General features: G+C 64.4%; 16 protein-coding genes and 3 pseudogenes. 3 read left to right on the forward strand and 16 right to left on the reverse strand.

All coding sequences use genetic code 11. The features are described 5' to 3' along the window. The 8 genes from EN745_RS01855 to tauA all read right to left on the reverse strand — a co-directional run. The coding region (locus EN745_RS01855; protein ID WP_127420381.1) for an ATP-binding cassette domain-containing protein at nt 1-658 on the reverse strand (658 nt) is incomplete at its 3' end. A 120-nt stretch (nt 659-778) separates the two neighbouring features. Continuing rightward, the gene (gene sfnG, locus EN745_RS01860; RefSeq protein WP_127420382.1) at nt 779-1,876 is read right to left on the reverse strand and encodes a dimethylsulfone monooxygenase SfnG; all 1,098 of its coding nucleotides are present in this window, start codon (nt 1,874-1,876) and stop codon (nt 779-781) included. 163 nt (nt 1,877-2,039) lie between these two features. Then, nucleotides 2,040-3,461: an FAD/NAD(P)-binding protein gene (locus EN745_RS01865; protein WP_127420383.1), complete on the reverse strand. Its 1,422-nt coding sequence runs from the start codon at nt 3,459-3,461 to the stop codon at nt 2,040-2,042. Then, nucleotides 3,458-4,630: an FMNH2-dependent alkanesulfonate monooxygenase gene (gene ssuD / locus EN745_RS01870; protein WP_127420384.1), complete on the reverse strand. Its 1,173-nt coding sequence runs from the start codon at nt 4,628-4,630 to the stop codon at nt 3,458-3,460. The genes EN745_RS01865 and ssuD overlap by 4 nt, the downstream gene beginning before the upstream one ends. Before the next feature lie 348 nt (nt 4,631-4,978). Beyond that, nucleotides 4,979-5,173 carry a hypothetical protein gene (locus EN745_RS01875; protein WP_127407085.1) on the reverse strand — a complete coding sequence of 65 codons (195 nt, stop codon included), beginning with the start codon at nt 5,171-5,173 and terminating at the stop codon, nt 4,979-4,981. A 20-nt stretch (nt 5,174-5,193) separates the two neighbouring features. Continuing rightward, a complete protein-coding gene (locus EN745_RS01880; RefSeq protein WP_127420385.1) occupies nt 5,194-6,054 on the reverse strand; it encodes an ABC transporter permease subunit in 861 nt (286 codons plus the stop codon). Next, nucleotides 6,051-6,839, reverse strand: a complete 789-nt coding sequence (locus EN745_RS01885; RefSeq protein WP_127420386.1) for a taurine ABC transporter ATP-binding protein — start codon at nt 6,837-6,839, stop codon at nt 6,051-6,053. The genes EN745_RS01880 and EN745_RS01885 overlap by 4 nt, the downstream gene beginning before the upstream one ends. A 120-nt stretch (nt 6,840-6,959) precedes the next feature. After that, entirely contained in the window at nt 6,960-7,973 is a 1,014-nt protein-coding gene (tauA, locus tag EN745_RS01890) for a taurine ABC transporter substrate-binding protein (protein ID WP_127420387.1), read from the reverse strand. A 608-nt stretch (nt 7,974-8,581) separates the two neighbouring features. Between tauA and EN745_RS01895 the strand changes: the two genes are divergently transcribed. Then, complete coding sequence (locus tag EN745_RS01895; RefSeq protein ID WP_127420388.1) at nt 8,582-9,922, forward strand: FAD/NAD(P)-binding protein; 1,341 nt, start codon at nt 8,582-8,584, stop codon at nt 9,920-9,922. A 236-nt stretch (nt 9,923-10,158) separates the two neighbouring features. Here the strand turns inward: EN745_RS01895 and EN745_RS01900 are convergent, their stop codons facing one another. The 5 genes from EN745_RS01900 to EN745_RS01920 are packed head-to-tail and all read right to left on the reverse strand — an operon-like array spanning nt 10,159 to nt 15,881. Further along, nucleotides 10,159-11,046: an ABC transporter permease gene (locus tag EN745_RS01900; RefSeq protein WP_127420389.1), complete on the reverse strand. Its 888-nt coding sequence runs from the start codon at nt 11,044-11,046 to the stop codon at nt 10,159-10,161. Then, nucleotides 11,043-12,002: an ABC transporter permease gene (locus EN745_RS01905; RefSeq protein WP_127420390.1), complete on the reverse strand. Its 960-nt coding sequence runs from the start codon at nt 12,000-12,002 to the stop codon at nt 11,043-11,045. The genes EN745_RS01900 and EN745_RS01905 overlap by 4 nt, the downstream gene beginning before the upstream one ends. A gap of 37 nt (nt 12,003-12,039) precedes the next feature. Then, nucleotides 12,040-13,683: an ABC transporter substrate-binding protein gene (locus EN745_RS01910; RefSeq protein ID WP_127420391.1), complete on the reverse strand. Its 1,644-nt coding sequence runs from the start codon at nt 13,681-13,683 to the stop codon at nt 12,040-12,042. Nucleotides 13,684-13,737: 54 nt separating this feature from the next. After that, nucleotides 13,738-14,511, reverse strand: a complete 774-nt coding sequence (locus EN745_RS01915; RefSeq protein WP_127420392.1) for a DUF427 domain-containing protein — start codon at nt 14,509-14,511, stop codon at nt 13,738-13,740. A gap of 11 nt (nt 14,512-14,522) precedes the next feature. Further along, complete coding sequence (locus tag EN745_RS01920) at nt 14,523-15,881, reverse strand: LLM class flavin-dependent oxidoreductase (protein WP_127405616.1); 1,359 nt, start codon at nt 15,879-15,881, stop codon at nt 14,523-14,525. 192 nt (nt 15,882-16,073) lie between these two features. On the opposite strand from EN745_RS01920, the gene EN745_RS01925 reads away from it, so the two are divergent. After that, nucleotides 16,074-17,879: an ABC transporter ATP-binding protein gene (locus EN745_RS01925; protein WP_127420393.1), complete on the forward strand. Its 1,806-nt coding sequence runs from the start codon at nt 16,074-16,076 to the stop codon at nt 17,877-17,879. 347 nt (nt 17,880-18,226) lie between these two features. On the opposite strand, the pseudogene EN745_RS01930 reads toward EN745_RS01925, so the two are convergent. Then, a pseudogene (locus EN745_RS01930) lies at nt 18,227-18,852 on the reverse strand (class I SAM-dependent methyltransferase); the annotation flags it as partial. Between the two features lie 76 nt (nt 18,853-18,928). Continuing rightward, a pseudogene (locus tag EN745_RS36745) lies at nt 18,929-19,147 on the reverse strand (short-chain dehydrogenase/reductase); the annotation flags it as partial. 9 nt (nt 19,148-19,156) lie between these two features. Here EN745_RS36745 and EN745_RS36750 point away from each other — a divergent pair. After that, nucleotides 19,157-19,328, forward strand: a pseudogene (locus EN745_RS36750) (ISNCY family transposase); the annotation flags it as partial. A gap of 362 nt (nt 19,329-19,690) precedes the next feature. Here the strand turns inward: EN745_RS36750 and EN745_RS01945 are convergent. Further along, nucleotides 19,691-20,401 (reverse strand): ABC transporter permease subunit, encoded by a 711-nt coding sequence (locus EN745_RS01945; RefSeq protein ID WP_127420394.1) that lies wholly within the window; start codon nt 20,399-20,401, stop codon nt 19,691-19,693. Nucleotides 20,402-20,470: the final 69 nt, after the last annotated feature.

Below are 20,470 nucleotides of genomic sequence, written 5' to 3' on the forward strand. Positions count from 1 at the left end.
GCAAAAGCAGGCGCGGCTCGGCGACCAGCGCGCGGGCAAGCTCGACCCGCTTCTGCAGGCCGTAGGGCAAGGTGCCGGCAAGCCGGTCGCGCACCGCGGTCAGATGCAGGAATTCGAGGATCTGGTCGGCGCGGCCCCGCTGCTCGGCCTGCTCACGGCGCGAGCGGCCAAGCCCGAGGATCTGGTCGGCGAAGTTGGACCTGGCTTTGTAGGCAAGACCCGACGCGACATTGTCGAGGACGTTGAGACCCTTGAACAAAGCGAGGTTCTGAAATGTCCTGGCGACCCCCAGGCGCGCCAGCCGCTGCGTCGGGACCTGGGTGTAGCGCCTGCCATCGAGGGCGACGTGGCCGCGATCCGGCTGGTAGAGGCCGCTGATCACATTGATCAGCGAGCTCTTGCCGGCGCCGTTCGGCCCGATGATCGCCCGTATCTCGCCAGGGCGGACCGACAGCTCGACATCCGCCAGCGCGACAACGCCGCCGAACGACAGGCCGATGCCTTCCAGCGCAAGCAGCGCCGCGGAAGCGTCGGCAGCGGTCGGCTGCGGCTCGACCCTCTGAACTGGCCGCGGGCAGGCAGGCAGCCCTTGCGCAAGGATCTCCGGCGCGTAGACCGAAGCCTCGATCGCTTCAAAGGCGTGGCTGGATATCGGCATTCCAATCGTCCCCAACTGTACCCGAAGGCACGCAAAAGCCCTCCAGCAGGCCCGGCTAAGGGGCGCGCGGCTGACAGGCGTCGGCTGGCCGGACCATGCCCGGCCAGCGGAAGTCGCTATTTATTCGGCTGCCAGTGCTGCCGCGGCTTCCGCGTTTTCCAGCTCGCGGACGAGCGGGATGACATGCTTGCCGAAATATTCGACCTCTTCCTGGAAATGCAGGAAGCCGAGCAGGATAAGATCAGCGCCGGCGCGCTTCAACTCGACGATGCGCTCGGCCACCTGCCTCGGCGTGCCGATCAGGTTCGAGCGGAAGCCATCATTGTACTGCACCAGGTCGTCGAAAGACGATTTCGCCCAGTTGCCCTCGCCTTCCGGCGAGGCTTTGCCGGCGTTCTTGACCTCGTGGCCGAAGGCGTTGACCGCTTCCGGATTGGCCTTGGCGATGATCTCGGCCAGCACGGCCTTCGCTTCTTCCTCGGTCTGGCGCACGATGGCGAAGGCGTTGACGCCGACCTTGACCGAATGGTTGTTGGCCTTGGCCTGGATGTCGTCGACCTGCCTGGCGATCCCCTCCGGCGTATTTCCGTTGGTGAAATACCAATCGGAAACACGCGAGGCCATGTCGCGGGCCGCGCGGGACGAGCCGCCCTGGAAGATCTCGGGCAGCGGCTGCGGCGGCTTCGGCTTCAGCGAGTACTGGTTGAAGCGGTAGAAGTCGCCGCGAAAGGTGAAACTGTCCTCGGTCCAGATCCCGCGCAGCGCGCGGATGAACTCTTCCGAGCGCCGATAGCGTTCGTCATGGTCGAGCCAGTGCTCGCCAATGGCGTGGAACTCGCCGCGGAACCAGCCGGACACGAGATTGATGGCGACGCGGCCATTGGTCAGGTAGCTGATGGTGGCGAGCTGCTTGGCAGCCAGCGCCGGATTCCACGGACCGGGCAGGATCGCTGCGATCACCTTCAGGCTTGTGGTGGCGGCAAGCAGGTCATGGCTGAACGACACCGATTCATGCTGCTCGTCGGCGCCGTAGCCGGCAGTGAAGCGTATCTGGCTCAACGCATAATCGAAGCCGGCCTTCTCGGCGATCTGCGCCAGCTTGCGGTTGTACTCCGCCGAATGATTGGTCCTCTGCTCGATGTTCGAGATGACGAGCCCGCCCGAGACGTTCGGTACCCAATAGGCGAATTTGACTGCGTCGCGATCGTTCTGTGGCATGAAAATCTCCCGGCTTGGCCTGTCCCAACAATTGGTCCGGCGGTGGCCGAACGTGCGGACAATTATTAGTCTATTGAGTATATATACAAAGTAGGATTTTCCGTTTTCACGGCCACGCCCGGACGGAAATACCAATTCGCACAGCCGCATCCGTTGCGGATTTTCAGCCCGCGGCCGGGATCGAAGGCAGGGCGCCGAGCCGGCCTTCGATTTCCGAGGCGACCGCCTGCGAATGGCGAGCGACTTCCGGCAGCCCCATCAACTCGCCAAAAGTGCCGCGCGCCAGCGGACCGGCGACGAACAGCCCCGCAAGCGGCGCGCCGTTAGGGCCGACGGCACGGCTATCGAGGCCTGTTTCTATGCCGAGCCCATGACGATCGGCCCTGATCAGGCCGGCCTCGGCAAGCGAACGCAACGCGGGGTTGAGGTGGAGCGCCTTGCCATGCGCCGGTCCCGTGGTGTTCACCACGGTGTCGAATTGCAGCGTCTCGATCTGCTTTTGGCCGCGCCGCCACAGGCTAACCGCCAGGCGATCCCCGTCCTGCTTCGAGGCCACCAGACTGGCCGCGATGTTGTCGAACGTGCCCTCGGCACGGCGGCGCTCGAGCACGCTGGCGACCTGCGGCGCGATCCTGAAGCGATGCACGTCCCAGAAGACGCGCAGCCGGCGCACCAGCCGCATGCGTTCTTCAGTGCCGAGCGCAGACCACACCAGCGGTCCCTGCAAGCGAAGCTGATCGAAGACCGACTGCCAGTTGACGCCGGCGGCCTCGGCTGCCGCCAATGTCGAACGAACGCGCTCGAGCAATGCAAGCGCGGTGCTGGCCGGCGCCGAGACGAAATCGCCGAACGGTTCGCCGCGAACATCCGGATGCCCGCGCGAGCGCAGCCCATGCCGCGACACGGCCAGGATGCGGCCGCGATGGCCGCGGCGGTCGAGCTCGGCGACGGTGTCGGCCGAGGTCAGGCCGGAGCCGACGATCAACACCGACGCCCCGGGAGCGATCGAACCGAGCGCATCCCGGGCATACACATCGGCAACGAAGCCGCGCGTGGCGGCGACCGGCTTCAGGAAGGCAGGAACATCGGGCGACGGGTGCGTCATGGCAAGAACGACCACGTCGGCCGAGATCGGCTGATCCGAGGTGAAAACAGTCCAGCCGCCGTCGCTGCTGCGCCTCACCTTCCGCACGTCGTCACGCAGGTGGCGGACCGCTCCAGTCTCGACAAAAGGCGCCAGCTGTTCGGCGACATAGCGGCCGAAGACCCGCCGCCTCGGAAAGACGTCGCCGTTGCGCCAGACCGAGTCCGGATCGCGCCCGACTTCACCGTCGTGGGCGAGCCAGCGCAAGAAATGCTCGGGCTCGTCCGGGACCAGGCTCATCCTGGCCGCGGGAACGTTGACGCGATGCGACGGCTCCTCGCTGGAATAGGCTAGCCCGCCACCCAGGAACGGGCGCGGCTCGATCACCGTGACGGATGCATGCGGACGCTGCCTGGCCAGGTGCCAGGCAACGGCCGCGCCCGAGAAACCGCCACCGAGGATGGCGATATGGCTTCGCGGCCGGGGCGGCAGCGCGTTCACGATGCGCTGGCGAGCGATTTCGGCCGATGGTCGCCGGCGATGGTCTCGCCGAACGGACCCGTATTGACGGAGGAACCTGCGACCTTGACCAGGTGGTCGGTCGGCAAATGCGGCAGCACCAGCTCGCCGAAGCGATAGGCTTCCTCGAGATGCGGATAGCCCGACAGGATGAAGGTGTCGATGCCAAGCCGGCGGTACTCGTCGATGCGCTGGGCGATCGTGGCGGGATCGCCGACAAGTGCCGTGCCGGCGCCGCCCCGCACCAGCCCGACGCCGGCCCAGAGGTTCGGCGCGATCTCGAGCTTCGACCGGTCGCCGCCATGCAGCGCGCTCATTCGCGCCTGGCCGACAGAGTCCATGCGGGCAAACACCTTCTGCGCCGAGGCGATGGTCGCATCGTCGAGCCGGCTGATCAGCCGGTCGGCGGCCGCCCAGGCTTCCGCCGTCGTCTCGCGGGCGATGACATGCAGGCGGATGCCGAAGGAGAGCTTGCGGCCCGCCTTGTCGGCGAGCTTGCGCACGCCGTCGAGCTTACGCTCGACATCGGCCGGCGGCTCGCCCCAGGTCAGGTACTTGTCGATTTCCTCGGCAGCCACGACGGACCCGGCGTCGGACGAGCCGCCGAAATAGAGCGGCGGATAGGGCGCCTGGACCGGCGGGAACAGCAGCCGGCCATCCTCGATGTGGAAATGCCGGCCCTCGTGCTCGACCGTCTCGCCACGCAGCAGCCGCTTGTAGACCTGCAAGAACTCCTGCGTCACCTCGTAGCGCTCGGCATGCGACAGGAAGATGCCGTCGCCCTTGTTTTCAAGCGGATCGCCGCCGGTGACGACGTTGATCAGCAGCCGGCCATTGGAGATGCGGTCGAGCGTCGCCGTCATGCGCGCGGCAAGCGTCGGCGATTGCAGGCCCGGCCGCACCGCGACCAGGAAGCGCAGCCGTTTCGTCAGCGGCGCCAGCGCCGAGGCGACGACCCAGGAATCCTCGCATGACCTACCGGTCGGCAAAAGCACACCATGGTAGCCAAGCGTGTCGGCCGCTTGCGCCAGTTGGGTCAGATAGTCGAGATCGACCGCCCTGCCACCTTCGGATGTTCCGAGATATCGGCTATCGCCATGCGTCGGCAGGAACCACAGCACCTTGATGCGATCGGGAATTTCGGCACTCATGTCTATTGTTCTCAAGAGACTAACTCCAGTTCGTGACAGCGGCTAACTGCTATCATCAAGCATAAAGTCTAGGATTGTTGAGATTGTACCTTCTATTTCGGGGCTGGATCCTGGAATTCTTTATCAAACACCTGATTTTCCTGCGGAATGGCAGCGCGCGCTAACCAACGAGTTGAGCGTCATCGCGTTAACGTCTTCGGCGCCGGGGTATCTCCCCGCCGGTTGGAAGACGGTTCTAGGCGACGGCTATGATTTGGTAGACGAACAATCTTGCGAGTTGGACTCGCAAGCCGGAATTGTTTTCTGCGCATGGCGGCTGGATCGGGGGGGCGGATCCGGTCGACGAGGTCACTGCGACCAGTACTGCCAGGCCCAGTAAAAACTTTCGTCGCGTGGCGGCAGGCGATCGCGCTCGGGGTCCAGCCGCACCGGCGCCGGCGATCTCGGTTCGTTCAGCGGCGTCTCCGACGCCACGGCTTCCTTTGTGCTGGCAAGCAGCCAGTCGCCGACCTGGGCGAAAAGCACGGCGGTGGAATGGGTCATCATCATTCTCCTTGTTTCGCTCAGTCCTTGCCCGCCCAGGGAACCAGCGCGCGCTCGACCCTGCGGATGACGAACTCCAGCGCGAAGGCGATGGTCGCGATCACCAGGATGCCCATCACCACCACGTCGGTCACCAGGAACTGCGCCGCCGACTGGATCATGAAGCCTAGCCCGCGTGTGGCCGCCACCAGTTCGGCGGCCACCAGCGTCGACCAGCCGGCGCCGAGCGCGATGCGCAGGCCGGTGAGGATCGAGGGCAAGGCGCTGGGCAGCATGACATGGCGAACGACCTGCCTCCGCGTCGCGCCGAGCGAACGCGCTGCGTCGATGCGCTCGCGCGAGACGCCGCGCACCCCGGCGGCGGTCGACAGCGCCACCGGCGCCAGCATGGCGATCGCGATCACCAGGATCTTCGACGGTTCTCCAATGCCGAACCAGATGACGATCAGCGGCAGATAAGCGAGCGGCGGGATCGGGCGCAGGAATTCGAGCAGCGGATCGAAGAGGCCGCGCCCGATCTGGCTGATGCCGATGGCGAGCCCGGCCGGAACGCCGATGACGATGGCCGCGATCAGCGCCGCGAACACGCGCCAGAGGCTGGCGGCGACATGCTGGAGCAGCGTCGCATCGACGAAACCGTCGCGGGCGACTGTGACGAACTTTGCCCAGACGGCGGCGGGCGACGGGAGGAAGACCGGTGACACCAGCTGCAGCTCGGCCGATGCAGCCCATGCCGCCAACAGCGCAAGAAGGGTGATCGCGCTGATCAGGCGCGCTGAAACGCCCCTGCGGTTCCGCCGCGGCCGCGACCATGGCACCGACAGGGCGTCATTCTCGCCGGCCCTGGCTGCCCGCCGCTCCGTGTAGCTGCCGACGCTCATGCCGCCTCTCCTTCGAATATCGTGTCAGTCAACTCGGCGCGGGCTGCGGCGAAAGCCGGATCCGTCTTGATCGCGCGGATCGGCTCGCCGCCGGCATAACGCCGGCCGAATTCGGTCTCGAAGCTGCGCACGACATGGCCGGGTCCCGGCGCCAGCACGACGATACGGGTGGCAAGCACCAGCGCTTCCTCGATGCCGTGTGTGACCATCAGCACGCCGACTTCGGCAGCCGCCCACAGATCGAGCAGCGTCGTCTGCATGCGCTCGCGCGTCAGCGCGTCGAGCGCGCCGAGCGGCTCATCGAGGAGAAGAAATTCCGGCTCGGCAGCAAGCGCGCGCGCCAAGCCGACGCGCTGGCGCATGCCGCCGGAAAGTTCCCAAATTCGCTTGTCGCCGGCACTGTTGAGCTTGACGAGCTTGAGCAATTCGTCGGCGTGCCGCGCCCGCTTCTCGGCGCTCACGCCGCGCAGCTTGAGCGCGAAGGCGACGTTTTCGCGCGCGGTCAGCCAAGGAAACAGCGCATCATTCTGGAACACCACGGCGCGGTCTGGCCCGGGCGCGGTGATCGGCTGGCCGGCGATCGTGGCCCGGCCACGCGCCGGCTCCACCAGTCCGGCGGCGACGTTGAGCAGCGAGGTCTTGCCGCAGCCTGAGCGGCCGACCAGCACGACGAAGTCGCCCCTGCCGGATTCGCTTTTGCCGATGTCGATCGAGACACGCTCGACCGCGGGGGCCGGCTGGCCGTCATAATGCACGGTGACGTTATCGAGCGTCAGATGCGGCATTGGACTCAACACTCTTCTGCTGGATCGAACGAGGGGCGCCTGTCCCGAAGCTGCTCCTCGTAAGCGGTCCGGGACAGGCAGACGCACGGCCAGCGAAGAGGGCCGTGCGAGCTCGCTGCATCAGTTCGAGGCGAGCGCCTCGATGGCATATTTGGCCGTCGCGTATTTCGAGTAGTCGGGAAGCACCGCGTCGATCTTGCCCTGCTTCTTGAGGAAGGCGGACGTCGCCGCGATCGCCTTGACCGTGGCGCCGCCAAGGAACTTGTCGGAGGCCTGCTCGTCGAGCGTCGGGAAGACATAGCCTTTGAGCAGTTCCGGAACCTCTTCGAGCTTGGCGCCGGTGAGCTTGGCGATCTTGCCAGCTTCGGGCGAAGAGACCGACCAGGCCTCGGGGTTGGCCAAGTATCGGGCATAGGCCTCACCGGTGACCTTGACGAAACCGCGCACCACATCTGGATGTTTTTCCGCGAAGTCGGTGCGCACGATCCAGGCGTCGAAGGTCGGCGCGCCCCAGGCGGCGACCTGCGAGGAATCCAGTACCACCTTGCCGGTCGTCTTGATCTGGCCGAGCGCCGGGTCCCAGACATAAGCCCCGTCGATGTCGCCGCGTGCGAAGGCGGCGGCGATCTCAGGCGGCCTGAGGTTGAGGATCTCGACCGACTTCGGATCGACGTTCTCATGCTTGAGCGCGGCGAGCAGGCTGTAATGCGTCGTCGAGACGAACGGCACCGCCACCTTCTTGCCGGCGAGGTCGGCGATCTTCTCGATGCCGGCGCCGTTGCGGGCGACCAGCGCTTCCGATTCGCCGATGAGGCCGACGACGAAGATGGTCTGGATCGGCAGCTCGCGGCTGGCGGCGGCGGCCAGCGGGCTCGACCCGACATAGCCGATGTCGACCGAGCCGGAGGCGACGGCGGCGATCACGTCGGCGCCGGAATCGAATTTCCGCCAGTCGATCGCGGCCTTGGTCGCCTTCTCATAGGCGCCGTCGGCCTGCGCAACTTTCGAAGGCTCGACCACCGTCTGGTAGCCGATGGTGATTTTTAGGTCTTCCGCCGCGGCCGGGCCGAGCAGGGCGGCGCCCGCGAGCGCGGCGGACGACAGAAGCAGAATGCGTCGTGAAAGGATTGACATTGAAAGGCTCCATAACCCCGAGAAGCTGAATTGCCGTTCTATCGTCGCTTAATTCTATAAGGTTTGTAGAGTTAGATAATTCCAACGTAGGAGCCTTTATTGGAAAAGTGTCGCCCGCACGGGCGGTTCGGAAGCGCAAAAGGACAGTTGCGAATGCTCGGCTAGATCCCGTCGCAGGTGTTCGAGATTGGCTGAAAGGCCCACCGCCTCGCCGTCCTCGGCCTCGACCCGAGGATCCATGCCGTGACCGTTGCTTTAGGGTGCAACGGTGCAGAATTCTGAAATGTGCAGCGCCCCGATGTATCGGAATGGAGACGCTTCGCGACGCATCGACGCTAGCGCTGATGCGGCCCTCCCACGAGCGATCCATGAACGAAAATTCTCGCAGCCCTTCATCTGGGCAAATCCATGCCTCAAAGGTAGCGGCAATTGGAAAGCTGCCTTCGTGTTTAGCTCGATTAGTATAGTAATCTTATCAACATTGGGAGTGAGAGAACGATGCGCGATCTTCTGAACACCGTCCCGGCGATCGTTCGCGGCCTCCAGCCGAGGCCGCCAGCGGCGACGGCTGCAGGCCGATCGAGTTAAGTCACGTTCGGCCAGCAGCCATGGTTGGACGCGGCAACTCCATCGTCATTGTCGGCGGCGGCGCCAGCGGCGTCGTGCTGGCCGCGCATCTTTTGAAATCGCCGAATCCCGATCTGCGCGTCGCGCTGATCGAGAGGCGTCCGCATTTCGGGCAGGGCATGGCCTATTCGACGCTGCTTTCCGCGCATGTGCTCAATGTCAACGCCTCCGGCATGAGCGCCTATGCCGACGATCCGACCAATTTCGCGCGCTGGGTGCTGGACCGCGGTCTCGCCCAGCCGGATCAGGGCCCGTTCTACGCGCCGCGCAGCCTTTATGCCCGCTATCTGAAGGAGTTGCTCGACGAACTCGAGGCCCGCGAGCGCGACAGCGGCCGCTTGCGGCTGATCCGCGAGGAGAGCCTGTCGATCTCGCCGACCCCGTCGGGCGTCGAGGTGGCCTTGGTCAACGGCATCAGCGTCGTCGGTCATCTTGCCGTTTTGGCCACCGGCCATGACGAGCAGCCGGGCGCTTTCCAGGGTCGCGCCATCCGCATGGGTTCGGAGGCGGACACCGCGCTCGACCCAGAGGCTACTGTCCTGGTGCTCGGCACGGGCTTGAGCATGGTCGACGCTTTCCTGTCGCTCGAGCAGCGAGGCCATCGCGGCGAGATCATAGCTGTGTCGCGGCGCGGCCTGCTGCCCTCGCCGCATCGCAAGGGCAATCCGATCAAGCTCGACGTCGCCGACATTCCGCTCGGCACCCAGCTTTCTTATTTCGTCGGCTGGTTCCGCAACCTGATCCGCGAGAACCAGAAGGCCGGCGGCGATTGGCGCGACGTCGTCGATGGCCTGAGGCCTTTCAACCAGAAGATCTGGCAGAACTGGCCGTCTTCGGCCAAGCGCCGCTTTGTCGAGCACACCAAAGCCTGGTGGGACATTCACCGCCACCGCATAGCGCCAGAGGTCTATGCGCGCGTCACCGAAGCGGTCCGCTCGGGCCGCATCCGCCTCGTCGCCGGCCGGGTCGTGGAGATCGAGCTGGAGTTCACCGTTCGGATCCAACAGCGCGGCACGCAGGCGCTCGAAACGCTCGAAGTCGCCCGTATCTATGACTGCATGGGCATCGCCCGCGATATTTCGAAGACGTCGAACGGCGTCGTGCGCTCGCTGGTCGAGCGCGGCCTGGCGCGGCCCGACCCGCTTCACCTCGGCCTCGACGTCACCGCCAATTGCGAGTTGGTCGCGGCCGACGGCACGGTGTCATCCAAGATCCTCGCGATTGGACCGCTGACGCGCGGCACTTTCTTCGAAATCGACGCCATCCCCGACATTCGCGTCCAGTGCGCAAAGCTCAGCAAGCAATTGCTGGGTTCGGATTGAACCCGATGGCCGGCAGGCCAGAGCGACTGCCTTGAAAGACAAGCGCCCTGCCATGGTTTTTGATCCCGGGTGATGGCGTTGAGGATGGTCAGCAGCTTTCTGGCTGTGCAATGACGCCGACGATTTTGGCTTGCCCTTGGCGACAAGCTTGTATGAAGCATTCGGTAGGCAGGGTCGTGTCCTAGGCATATTGCAGTCTGGGCACGACTCCGCGCCGATCGACCGGCGCAGCAACGCTAACGCCGATTGTTCTCGAAGGCACCTACCCCTTGCGCGATCAGGTTGGTGGCCATCACCAGCGAGACGATCGCGCCCGAGTTGAAGACCACCACCCACCATTTGCCGCCGGTGAGGAAGCCATAGCCATCGGCGATCGCAAGGCCCCAATCCGCCGAGGGCGGCTGGATGCCGAGGCCGAGAAAGCTCAACGTCGCGATCGAAAAGAAAGCGTACCCCAGCCGGGTGACGAGTTCGATCAGGGTCGTCTCGCGGATGTTGGGCAGGATCTCCAGCGCCATGATGGCGAACGCGTTCTCGCCGCCCAGGCGAGCGGCGCTGACATATTCGCGTTCGCGCTGCTCGCGCACCGCGGCGCGCACGGTTCTTGCCACCAGCGGCGCATAGGCGATGGCGATCACCAAAATGACCGTGAGGTTCGAGGGTCCGAGCGCAACCAGTGTCATGGTGACGAGCACGATGAAGGGAAAGGCCATCAGCGTGTCGAGCAGCCTGGCGCCTATGGCATCGACCAGGCCATCGAAATAGCCGAGCACCAGACCGATGATCGTGCCCGCGGCGACGCCGCCCAATGTCGCCAACGGCGCCACCAGCAGGATGTCGCGCGATCCGACGATGATGCGGGAAAAGACGTCGCGGCCGAGCTGGTCGGTGCCGAACCAGTGCGTCACGTCCGGCGGCGTCAACGTCGCGAGGAAATCCTCGGCGTAGGGATCGAACGGCACGAGCCGGTCGCCGAACAGGGCGCAGGCGATCCAGAACAGCAGGATCAGCGATCGGACAACGACGGACGGCGGCAGGCCGCGAACGGCACGGCTTAACCGGCTGACGACCCGCGGGAAAAAAGATGCGCGCGCCGGCGCCGGAAACTCCAGCAGGTCCATCATAGCGACGCCCGCCGCCGCTGCCGCGGATCGAGCAGCGCCTGAACGAGATCGCCTGCCGCGGCCGACAGGACGAAGATCGTCGCCATGACCAGCACGCCGGCCTCAAGCATGGGAAAGTCGCGTGACTTGGCAGCGTTGAGCACGAGATTGCCGAGGCCCTGGATGCCGAACAGGGCTTCGATCACCACGAGACCGCCGAGCATATAGCCGCTCTGGGTCGCGAGCACCGCGATGGTCGGCGTCAGCGCATTGGGCAAGACGTGGCGGACAATGACCTGCGAACGGTCAAGGCCTTTCAGCGTCGCCGTGCGCGTGTAGTCGGCGGCCAGGGCCTCGACCACGCCGGCCCGCGTCATGCGCGCCAGATAGCCGGTGAGGTTCAGCACCAACGGCAAAGCCGGCAGGATGAAATAGTAGCCGCTTGTCCAGAAGCCGGCGCCGTCCGGCGCGGCGCCGGTGATCGGGAACCAGCTCAGCCACAGGCCGAAGACCATGAGCAGCAACAGGCCGGATACGAAATCGGGAACGATGCCGAAGGAGACGCCGGCAAGCACGATCAGCCGGTCGATCAGGCGGCCCTGGTTTAGACCCGCAATGATGCCCGCGCCTACGCCCACCGGTACAAGCAACAGCAGGATGATGCCGGCAAGTGCTGCCGAGCGGCCGAGGCTTGCCAGCACGAAAGGCGCGACCGGCGCCCGCATCGACAGTGACGTGCCGAAATCGCCTGTCAGCGCCCGGCTGAACCAGTGCCAGTATTGCACCAGCACCGGCTGATCGGCGCCAAGCTGCCTGTTCAGCGCCGCGACGGCTTGAGCATCCGCGAACGGGCCAAGCATGACGCGGCCGACATCGCCGGGCAGGACCTGCCCGGCGAGGAAGACCAGCACGCTGACCAGCCACAAGGTGAACAGGAGCGATGCCGTCCGCGTAGACAAGGTACGGCCGGTCAGCATCGGGTTCCGGGACCCCGGCCGGCTTGGCGTTTGCGCATCATGCCTGAACGAAGGTCACGCGATCGAGCAGCAGATGCGAGATCGCCGTGAAGCGCACGCCCTCGACCTTGTTGCTGGTGATGCGGCTGTATTGCGAGAAGTAGGAGATGATCTCCGGCGTCTCGTCGAGCAGCAGGGTCTGGATCCTGCCGGCGGCGATGCGCTGCGCCTGAAGGTCGCGCGCCTTGCCGTAGTCGACCAGCAACGCGTCATAGTCCGCATTCTTGAAATGCGCGGCGTTCCAGGCGCCGTCGCTCTTCAGCGTCGCGTTGAGGAAGATGTCGGGCGTGCCGCGATGGCCGAAATCGGTGATGCCGAGATTTGAGTCCAGCCAGGGCGAGCTGCCGAAGGTCGCGGAGCCGTAATAGGCATCCTGCGGCAGGACGTTGAGCTTGACGTCGATGCCGGCCTTTTTGGCGAAGTTCTGGATGATCACGGCATAGTCGGGAATGTCATAGGCGCGTTCGGTGGTCAGCGTCACCTCGAAGCCATTGGGAACGCCGGCTTCGGCGAGCAGACGCTTGGCCTCGGCGATATCCTGCTTGCGCTGCGGCACCGACGGATCGGCCGAAGGGAAGATCGGCGCGAAGGGCGTGTCGTTGCCGGCGATGGCGCGGCCTTTCAGCAGGCCTTTCACGATCGCCTCGCGGTCGAGGGTCAGCGCCAGCGCGCGGCGGACCCGCTTGTCGGTGAACGGCGCCTGGTCGGTTCTGAGATGCACGGCGTCATGCGAACTCGCCTGGACGCTGAGCAGCCTGAAATTGGCATTGCCCTCGATCGCGAGTTCGAGACGCGTGGTGCTGGGGATGACGTCGAGCTGACCGGCCTGCAGCGCCACGACCTGCGCCTGCTCGTCGTCGAAGAATTTTATCTCGACACGGTCGGGCAGCGCCTTGTCGCCCCAATAATCGGGGTTGCGCACGAAGCTGGCACCCTGCTTGGGGCGGAAGGATTCGAGCTTGAACGGGCCGGTCGCGTTGAAATTCTTCTCGAAGTCGCCGGCATAGTCGGCCGGCAGGATGACGGCGTTGTAGACGTCGGAGGAAACATAGAAGGGGAAATTCGAGTTCGGCTGGTCGAGATCGAAGGCGACAGTCTGCTCGTCGACGATCTTGGCGCCGCCCTTGGACAGGATGCCCTTATAGGCCGACAAGGCCGCAGAACCCCTGTTCGGGTCAACCAGGCGCTCGAAGCTCGCCACCACATCCTTGGCGGTGACGGCGCGGCCGTCGTGGAATTTCACGCCTGGGCGCAGCTTGAACGTCCAGCGCTTGGCGGTTTCGTCGGCTTCCCACGATACGGCGAGCTTCGGCTGCAAACCATCCTTCGGGTCGTCGAGGATCAGATATTCGCCGACCTGGCTGATGACGCCAATGCTGGCCGGATCGGTCAGCGTGACCGGATCGATCGCCTTGGTCGGCTGGCCAAGCCCGACCCGGACCGTGCCGCCCGCGGCAGCCGCGCGCGCCTGGCCGGCGAAGCCAAGACCTTGCGAGGCCGCGAAGCCGGTCAGGCCGATCAGGGCAGCATATTTCAGGAGATCGCGGCGCTTGAGGAAACCTTGAGCATATTCGTCCACGGCGACGTTCCAGATGTCGCCGGACAGATTGCGAAGCGAGTCGATGTCGTTGCGTTTGGTCATTTTGTCCCTCTTTGAAATTGGATTGGAATGAAACTGGAATGGATGCAGCCGCCGTCAGACCGGCTGGCCGTCGAGTTCGATGCGGTCGACCGCTTGCGGGTAGAAGGCGATCAGTCCCTTGATCTTCGGCATCTCCGCGATCGGGTCGCGGTAGGCCCAGGCGACGTCCTCGCGCAGCGAACCGTCCTTGAGCACGCCGGACCAATAGGAGGCGATGCCCTTGTAGGGACATCGGGTCCTGGTCAGCGAAGCCCTCAACCGATCGAGGCGGACATCCTCCGGCGGAAGATAGAAACGCGTCGGCAGGTGGGTTTCGAACAGGAGCACCGGACGGCGGCTGTCAGCAACCACCTCGCCGTCGAACCAGATCTTCACATGGCTGGAGCTCTGCAGCACGTCGATGCGGGCATAGGGGTCGCGGGCATGGACGAAGACTTCTTCCTCCTCCTCGAACCACTGGTCGACCAGGTTCCAGGTGAAGGCGATGCGGCCGGCGAGCGGGGCGAGGTTTTCGTCGGGCGGCGCCGTGAACGACCAGGCGGCATCGGCGGCACGTTTGTCGCCGGCTTCGATGTCCCAATATTTCGTCTCGCCGCCGACCGGGTGCTGCTGGCCATGCCTCGCCGGTTTCAGCGCCGTCTGGTCGACCGCGGCCAGCGGGAAGAAATAGATCGGCAGGAAATGGTTGGAGCGCAGCACCAGCACGTTGCGGCTGTCGGCGATGATGCGGCCGCCGAATTTGACGCGGATGCGCTTGGGGCTGTGCAGGACATTGATCAGCTGCGGCGCAGTCGCCTCGCGCGGCTGCAGTCTGGGTTGGGCGGTCATGGCGGCTCTCCTCAGGATACGGCGCGCTGGTTGGCGCGCTGCTCGGCGAAGCGGTTGGCGGGGCGGGCAAGCCCGAAACGGTCGCGCAGCGTTCCCGGCGCGTATTCGGTCGGGAAGACGCCTCGGCGCTGCAATTCGGGTACGACCTGTTCGGCGAAGTTGATCCAGTCCTCCGGCAGCAGCGGGAACATCAGGTTGAAGCCGTCGGCGGCGCCCACCTCGAACCAGTCCTGCAGCTGGTCGGCGATCTGCTTCGGCGTGCCGGCGACCGTCGGCACCGAGCCGCTGTTGGCGAGCTTGCGCGCGATCTCGCGCAAGGTCAGGTTCTGCGTCGCCCATTGCTTGACGCGGTTGAGCGAGGTGCGGCCGCCATTGAAGGTGCTTTCATCGGGAAGCGCCGGCAGCGGGCCGTCCGGCGGATAGGCGGACAGGTCGATGCCGCTCCAGCTCGACAGGAGGTCGATGCCGACGCGGTCCGGCAACAGTGTCTGGAGATAGTCCTGCCTGTCACGCGCCTCGGCCTCGGAGGCGGCGACGATCGGCAGGATGCCGGGCAGGATCTTGAAGCTCTCGGGCCGCCTGCCGTGGCGCGAGAGGCGATCGTTGATGTCCTCGCGGTACCGGATGCCGTCTTCCCTGGTGCTGTAGATGGCGAAATGCGCGTCGGCATAGGCGGCGGCGAAGTTCTTGCCGTCCTCGGAGGAGCCGGCCTGGACAATCAGCGGATGACCCTGCGGCGGCCGCGACACGTTGAGCGGGCCGCGCACCTTGAAATGGCCGCCGCGATGGTCGAGCACATGGACCTTGTCGGGATCGGCGAAATAGCCGCTATCCTTGTCGAACAGCAGGGCTTCGTCCTCCCAGCTGTCCCACAGGCCCTTGACGATATCGAGGAACTCGGCGGCGCGCTGGTATCGGAAGGCGTGCTCGATATTGCCGTCGCGGCCGAAATTGCGCGCCTCCTCGTCCATCGCCGAGGTGACGACGTTCCACGACGCCCTGCCACCGCTGATATGGTCGAGCGAGGCAAACAGGCGCGCGACATTGTAGGGCTCGCTGTAGGAGCTCGAGGCGGTGGTGATCAGGCCGATATGTTTGGTGACGCCGGCCAGCGCTGACAAGAGCGTCAGCGGTTCGAGGCGGGCATTGGCGTAATGCGCGACGCCGCTCTTCACCGAGTCCCAGATCGAAACGTGGTCGGCGACGAAAATGGTGTCGATCCTGGCGCGCTCAGCCGCCTGGACCAGCTCGCGGTAGTAGTCGAAGCCCAGCACTTCCCGTCCAGGCGCGCGCGGGTGGCGCCATGACATGCGATGGTCGCCCTGCGGATTGAAGAAGAACGCGCTGAGGATCAACTGATTTCGCGCCATGCCGGCCTCCTTGCAAATCCGCTGCGGGAGACGGGACGCCGCGTCGATCAACGCGGCCGGCCATCTCCATTTTGCAAAAGGCTAGATTGCGCTCGGCATTAATTCGAGTAATTTTATAGAGATTATGTACTAAATAAGCGGAAGCGATTGCCCTTGATTAGGGCTTCAGCAGAAAGCGATTTCGAGGTCTTGATGTCTTCTTCAGTGCTCAATGTGGAAAAACTTTCCATCGCCTATGATGGGAAAAGAGGATGGCAATCCGCCGTTGACGGCGTTTCGCTGACTGTCGCAGAGGGCGAGGCGCTTGGCCTGGTCGGCGAATCCGGCTCGGGCAAAAGTTCGGTAGCCATGGCCATCCTGCGCTATCTGCCCGGCAACGCCCGTATCGCTGCCTCGGCGCTGGAGTTCCAGGGCCGGGAAATACGCGGCCTCTCCGATGAAGAACTGCGGGGGCTGCGAGGCGACCGCATCGCCGCCGTCTACCAGCATCCGGGCGCCGCGCTCAGCCCGGCGATGACCATCGGCCGCCAGATCGGCGAAACGATCATGCGCCATCGGCCGGTCCGTCACGAGGAAGCACGCTGGCGCTCGGCCGAGTTGCTGAAGCGCGTGCGAGTCGCCAATCCGGAGCGGGTGCTCGACCTTTATCCGCATGAATTGTCCGGCGGCATGCAGCAGCGCGCCAACATTGCGATTGCCATCGCGCTCGACCCGGCGCTGCTGGTGCTGGACGAGCCGACGACCGCGCTCGACGCCAGCGTGCAATCGGAAGTCATCGCCATCCTCGACGACCTGCGCCGCGACCACAAAACCAGCATTCTGCTGATCAGCCACGACATCAACCTGATCCGCCGCTCCTGCGATCGCGTAGCGGTGATGCAGGCGGGCGCGGTGGTCGAGAGCGGCGATGCCAAGGGTGTTTTCGAAAACCCCTCGCATGCCTATACTAAGGCCCTCATCGCCTCGATCCCGGCGCTCAATTTCACCAAGCGGGACGGCCGCCTGGCCGAGACCGGCACGACCGTCCGCGATCGCCCCGACGCGACCGCGGCCGCCGCCGATCAAAGAGATTCCTATCGAAGAAACGGGCAGGTCGCCATCGCCTGCAAGGGGATCAGCCATTCCTTCGGCGACCAGGCGGTGCTGCACAATGTCGACCTCGAGATCGGCCAAGGCGAGACCTTCGGCCTGATCGGCGAATCCGGCTCCGGCAAATCGACGCTGGCCAGGATCGTCACCGGGCTGCAGACACCGAGCCAGGGATCGGTCGCGCTGTTCGGCAGGACCGTCGCCGCGCGCGCGGAACGGCGCGCGCAGAGCGAGCGGCGTGACGTCCAGATGGTCTTCCAGTCGCCCGACCGCACGCTCAATCCGCGCCACCGGATAGGTCGGATCATCAGCCGGCCATTGCGGCGGCTTGCCGGCCTTGGCCGGAGCGATGCAAGGAACCGCGTCGCCGACCTGCTCCGCTCGGTCAGGCTGGCCGACACGGCCGCGGAACAAAAACCACGCTCGCTCTCCGGCGGCCAGCGGCAGAGGGCGGCGATCGCGCGCGCCTTCGCCGGCGCGCCGAAAGTGGTGGTGCTGGACGAGCCGACCTCGGCGCTCGACGTCTCGGTGCAGGCCACGGTGCTGAACCTGCTCAACGACCTGCAGCACGACAGGGATACGACCTATCTGTTCATCAGCCACGACCTTCGGGTCGTGCGCTACATGGCCGACAGGATCGGCGTGCTCTATCGCGGTCGGCTCGTAGAGACCGGCTCATCCGACCAAGTCTTTCGTGGACCCAACCACCCTTATACAAAGCTGCTTCTGGAAGCGTCTTCCGACAACTCTCCAACAATCTCCGCGCAAGCTGGGGCTGCGGCCGATGCACCATGCAGCGGGTGCGCGTTTGCAGACCGCTGCCCAATCGCCGATCAAGCGTGCCGTAAAACCGAACCGGCGATCAAAGAACTTGAACCGGGTCACTGGGTCGCTTGTTACAAGTGGTAAGCAGATCACGTCGCGGAAGGAAAGGCGCTAAGTGGCGCCCCGGCGCGGCGGTAGCATTCATGTTCGGACAGAATGAGCTTGCGGAGACAATTATTACCCAGTCAAGCGCTCGCTTCGAAATTCGCGCCTTCTGGCAAAGCCACCGGCAAGGATAGGCTTCGGTGAAAATGAAACCTGTTCGAAGTGGAAGTTCCGTTGACCTCAACCAATCCAGACAAAGCCGCGCTTTTCCTGCTTTAGCAAGCATTTCTGCTGACTGCACAGCCATTCATACTTTTAAATACTAATAAATATTAACACCCACCGACGGAAGTCGCAGAATCTATCTTATGGAACTTGCTAGTATGGAAAGGCGAGATAGCGATATTGGTGAAAGCCCGCCGCCGTCAGGATGCGCGCCACCCGGCCCCGGTCGCCGAACGAGAACGGGCCGGGTGCTTCGGGATTGGGCGGCGCGGTCGGCGGGACGATGCCTTTGATTGCGCCCGTCGGCAGGCGCATCCAATCGTTCTCGGCCACGCTGCGCCAGCAGACGAAAGCGACCCGCCCGCCCGGCTGGAGGGCGCGGCGCATATGGGCGAACGCCCCCGATCGTCGAAGAACATCACCCCGAAACGCGAGAACAGGATGTCGAAGGCGCCCTCGGGCAACTCGGCGCTGCTGGCGTCGGCCACTCGGAACAGGGCCGGCGTATCCTGTGGCGCAGGGCGCGCGCCCGATCGATCAACGGTTCGGATATGTCCACGCCCAGCACTTGGCCACGCCGGCCAACGAGGGCGGCCAGTGCCAAACTCGACGCGCCCGCGCCGCAGCCGACGTCCAGCACGCGCTCGCTCGTCGCAGGCGCGGCGGCTTCGATCGCGGCTTGGCCGAACACCGCCAGCATGGCGTCGAGCCGGGCCTGGTGGGCGACCCAGCGCTCCCCGCTTTGGTCATTCCAATCGGCGACCCGATCGGCATTGTGCTGTGCCATGACATATCCTTGTTGTGAGGCGCTCTTAACTAGGCTCTCCCTGCGGCTGCGAAACGAAAGCCGGTTGATCCTTGCATCAGACCGGTAGCCCGAACCGCTTTCGTAGGCTCTTGTCGAATGCGGAAGCGGGGACGAAACGGCGCAGAAAACTGATCTGACGCGCCGTTTTCCCAGCCGTATAGCGCCTCTTCGGAGCCGAATCGGTCGCAGCCGCCAATACGGTCTAGGCTACCACTTCGGGCGCATCGCCTTTCTCCATCTCCTTCCGTACCGCTCCATTCATGGCTGCGCGCGCAAGACGGCGCCGGCGGGCTGATTGAAGGAACGCGGTCGGCCGAGCAATCGACGGCCTTGATGAGAACTTCCGCAATACCGCATTCGATCTGGTGTGCGATCGCTACCGGGACTTCGGCCCCACGCTTGCCCGCGAGAAGCTGCTTGAATGGCACCAGTTCGCGGTCAGCGGCGAGACGTTGCTAAGCACCGGCTGCGGCCGATGAAGCCCAATCCATGACCGTTGACCGCGCGGTGGTCGCAGTCCACCTTCGTATCGAAGCGATTCGTCGGGTACCGTCCCGCGTATTTCAGGTTCAAATAGATCCGGCGCCACCTTCACTATGGTGGCGTAGGACCAGGAGCACGGCTCCAGAAGGTCCCTGACGTTCCAGACGGCTGCTCGCCAGTTCTGCCGCATCCTGCCTTGCTAATCTGCCCGCGTTTGAAAGCTCTGGACCAATTGGAACTGGTTTAATGAGCGAACGTGAGCTGGACCGCATCGACGTCCTGTCGAGGTCATTGAGCGGAGAATGACCAGCGTCGCAGTGGCAACCCTTCGTTTCTACGCGACTGCCTTGGAGCGCGCGGGGACAAAAAGCCCAATGAGGAAGAGGCTCAATACCGTGCTGACGGCGAGGATGTAGACGACCAGCGCGCTGATCGAGGGCGAGAAGCCAAGGCGCATCATGCCCCAAAGCCGAACTGGGAAAGTGCTTTGGCCACCGGTCAGAAGCAGAGTGACCATGGTCTCGTCGAACGATAACGCAAAGCATAGGACGAATGACGCCATCAGAGCCGGTCTGAGATTGGGTAGCACAACCCACCAGAAAGTCTGAAGCCGGCTGGCACCCAGATCGAGCGACGCCTCGACCAGAGAGGCGCCCATTTCACGCAGCCGCGTCACGATGGTCCGATAGGCGATCGCCAGCAAGATCGTGACATGGCCAACCAAGACAGTCAAAAGCGACCTCGGCACGTCGGCCTCTCGAAAAGAGATCAGGAGCGCGAGCCCTGTAATGATAGGAGGCATTACAAACGGGAGGAAGATCAGGAACTCAATGAACTTTCTGCCCAAGCCAGTTCCTGGTGCGCAGTAAAGAGCAATTCCGGTGCTGATCGCCAGTGCGATCGTGGAAGCGACAAACCCGACGATCAGTGTCAACTTCAGGGCATCGACAATGTCGCCATTGATGCTCTCGAACGCCACGATCGAGACCTGATCCCATTGGAACACGCCGCCTCGGATCGGCACGAAGGCGGTAACGATGGCCATGAGAATCGGCCCGTAAAGGACAGCCAAGATCAGCGCTGTCACTGCGCAAAGGACGACAACCGTGGAGCT

Source organism: Mesorhizobium sp. M4A.F.Ca.ET.022.05.2.1 (assembly GCF_003998845.1).
Classification (GTDB): domain Bacteria; phylum Pseudomonadota; class Alphaproteobacteria; order Rhizobiales; family Rhizobiaceae; genus Mesorhizobium.

Coding starts and splice junctions, on each gene's coding strand:
- EN745_RS01875 (WP_127407085.1), bottom strand. CDS start 5,173: ATGACCCATTCCACCGCCGTGCTTTTCGCCCAGGTCGGCGACTGGCTG.
- EN745_RS01880 (WP_127420385.1), bottom strand. CDS start 6,054: ATGAGCGTCGGCAGCTACACGGAGCGGCGGGCAGCCAGGGCCGGCGAG.
- EN745_RS01915 (WP_127420392.1), bottom strand. CDS start 14,511: ATGACCGCCCAACCCAGACTGCAGCCGCGCGAGGCGACTGCGCCGCAG.
- EN745_RS01920 (WP_127405616.1), bottom strand. CDS start 15,881: ATGGCGCGAAATCAGTTGATCCTCAGCGCGTTCTTCTTCAATCCGCAG.
- EN745_RS01900 (WP_127420389.1), bottom strand. CDS start 11,046: ATGATGGACCTGCTGGAGTTTCCGGCGCCGGCGCGCGCATCTTTTTTC.
- ssuD (WP_127420384.1), bottom strand. CDS start 4,630: ATGAGTGCCGAAATTCCCGATCGCATCAAGGTGCTGTGGTTCCTGCCG.
- EN745_RS01905 (WP_127420390.1), bottom strand. CDS start 12,002: ATGCTGACCGGCCGTACCTTGTCTACGCGGACGGCATCGCTCCTGTTC.
- sfnG (WP_127420382.1), bottom strand. CDS start 1,876: ATGCCACAGAACGATCGCGACGCAGTCAAATTCGCCTATTGGGTACCG.
- tauA (WP_127420387.1), bottom strand. CDS start 7,973: ATGTCAATCCTTTCACGACGCATTCTGCTTCTGTCGTCCGCCGCGCTC.
- EN745_RS01885 (WP_127420386.1), bottom strand. CDS start 6,839: ATGCCGCATCTGACGCTCGATAACGTCACCGTGCATTATGACGGCCAG.
- EN745_RS01895 (WP_127420388.1), top strand. CDS start 8,582: ATGGTTGGACGCGGCAACTCCATCGTCATTGTCGGCGGCGGCGCCAGC.
- EN745_RS01945 (WP_127420394.1), bottom strand. CDS start 20,401: ATGGCCATCGTTACCGCCTTCGTGCCGATCCGAGGCGGCGTGTTCCAA.
- EN745_RS01910 (WP_127420391.1), bottom strand. CDS start 13,683: ATGACCAAACGCAACGACATCGACTCGCTTCGCAATCTGTCCGGCGAC.
- EN745_RS01925 (WP_127420393.1), top strand. CDS start 16,074: ATGTCTTCTTCAGTGCTCAATGTGGAAAAACTTTCCATCGCCTATGAT.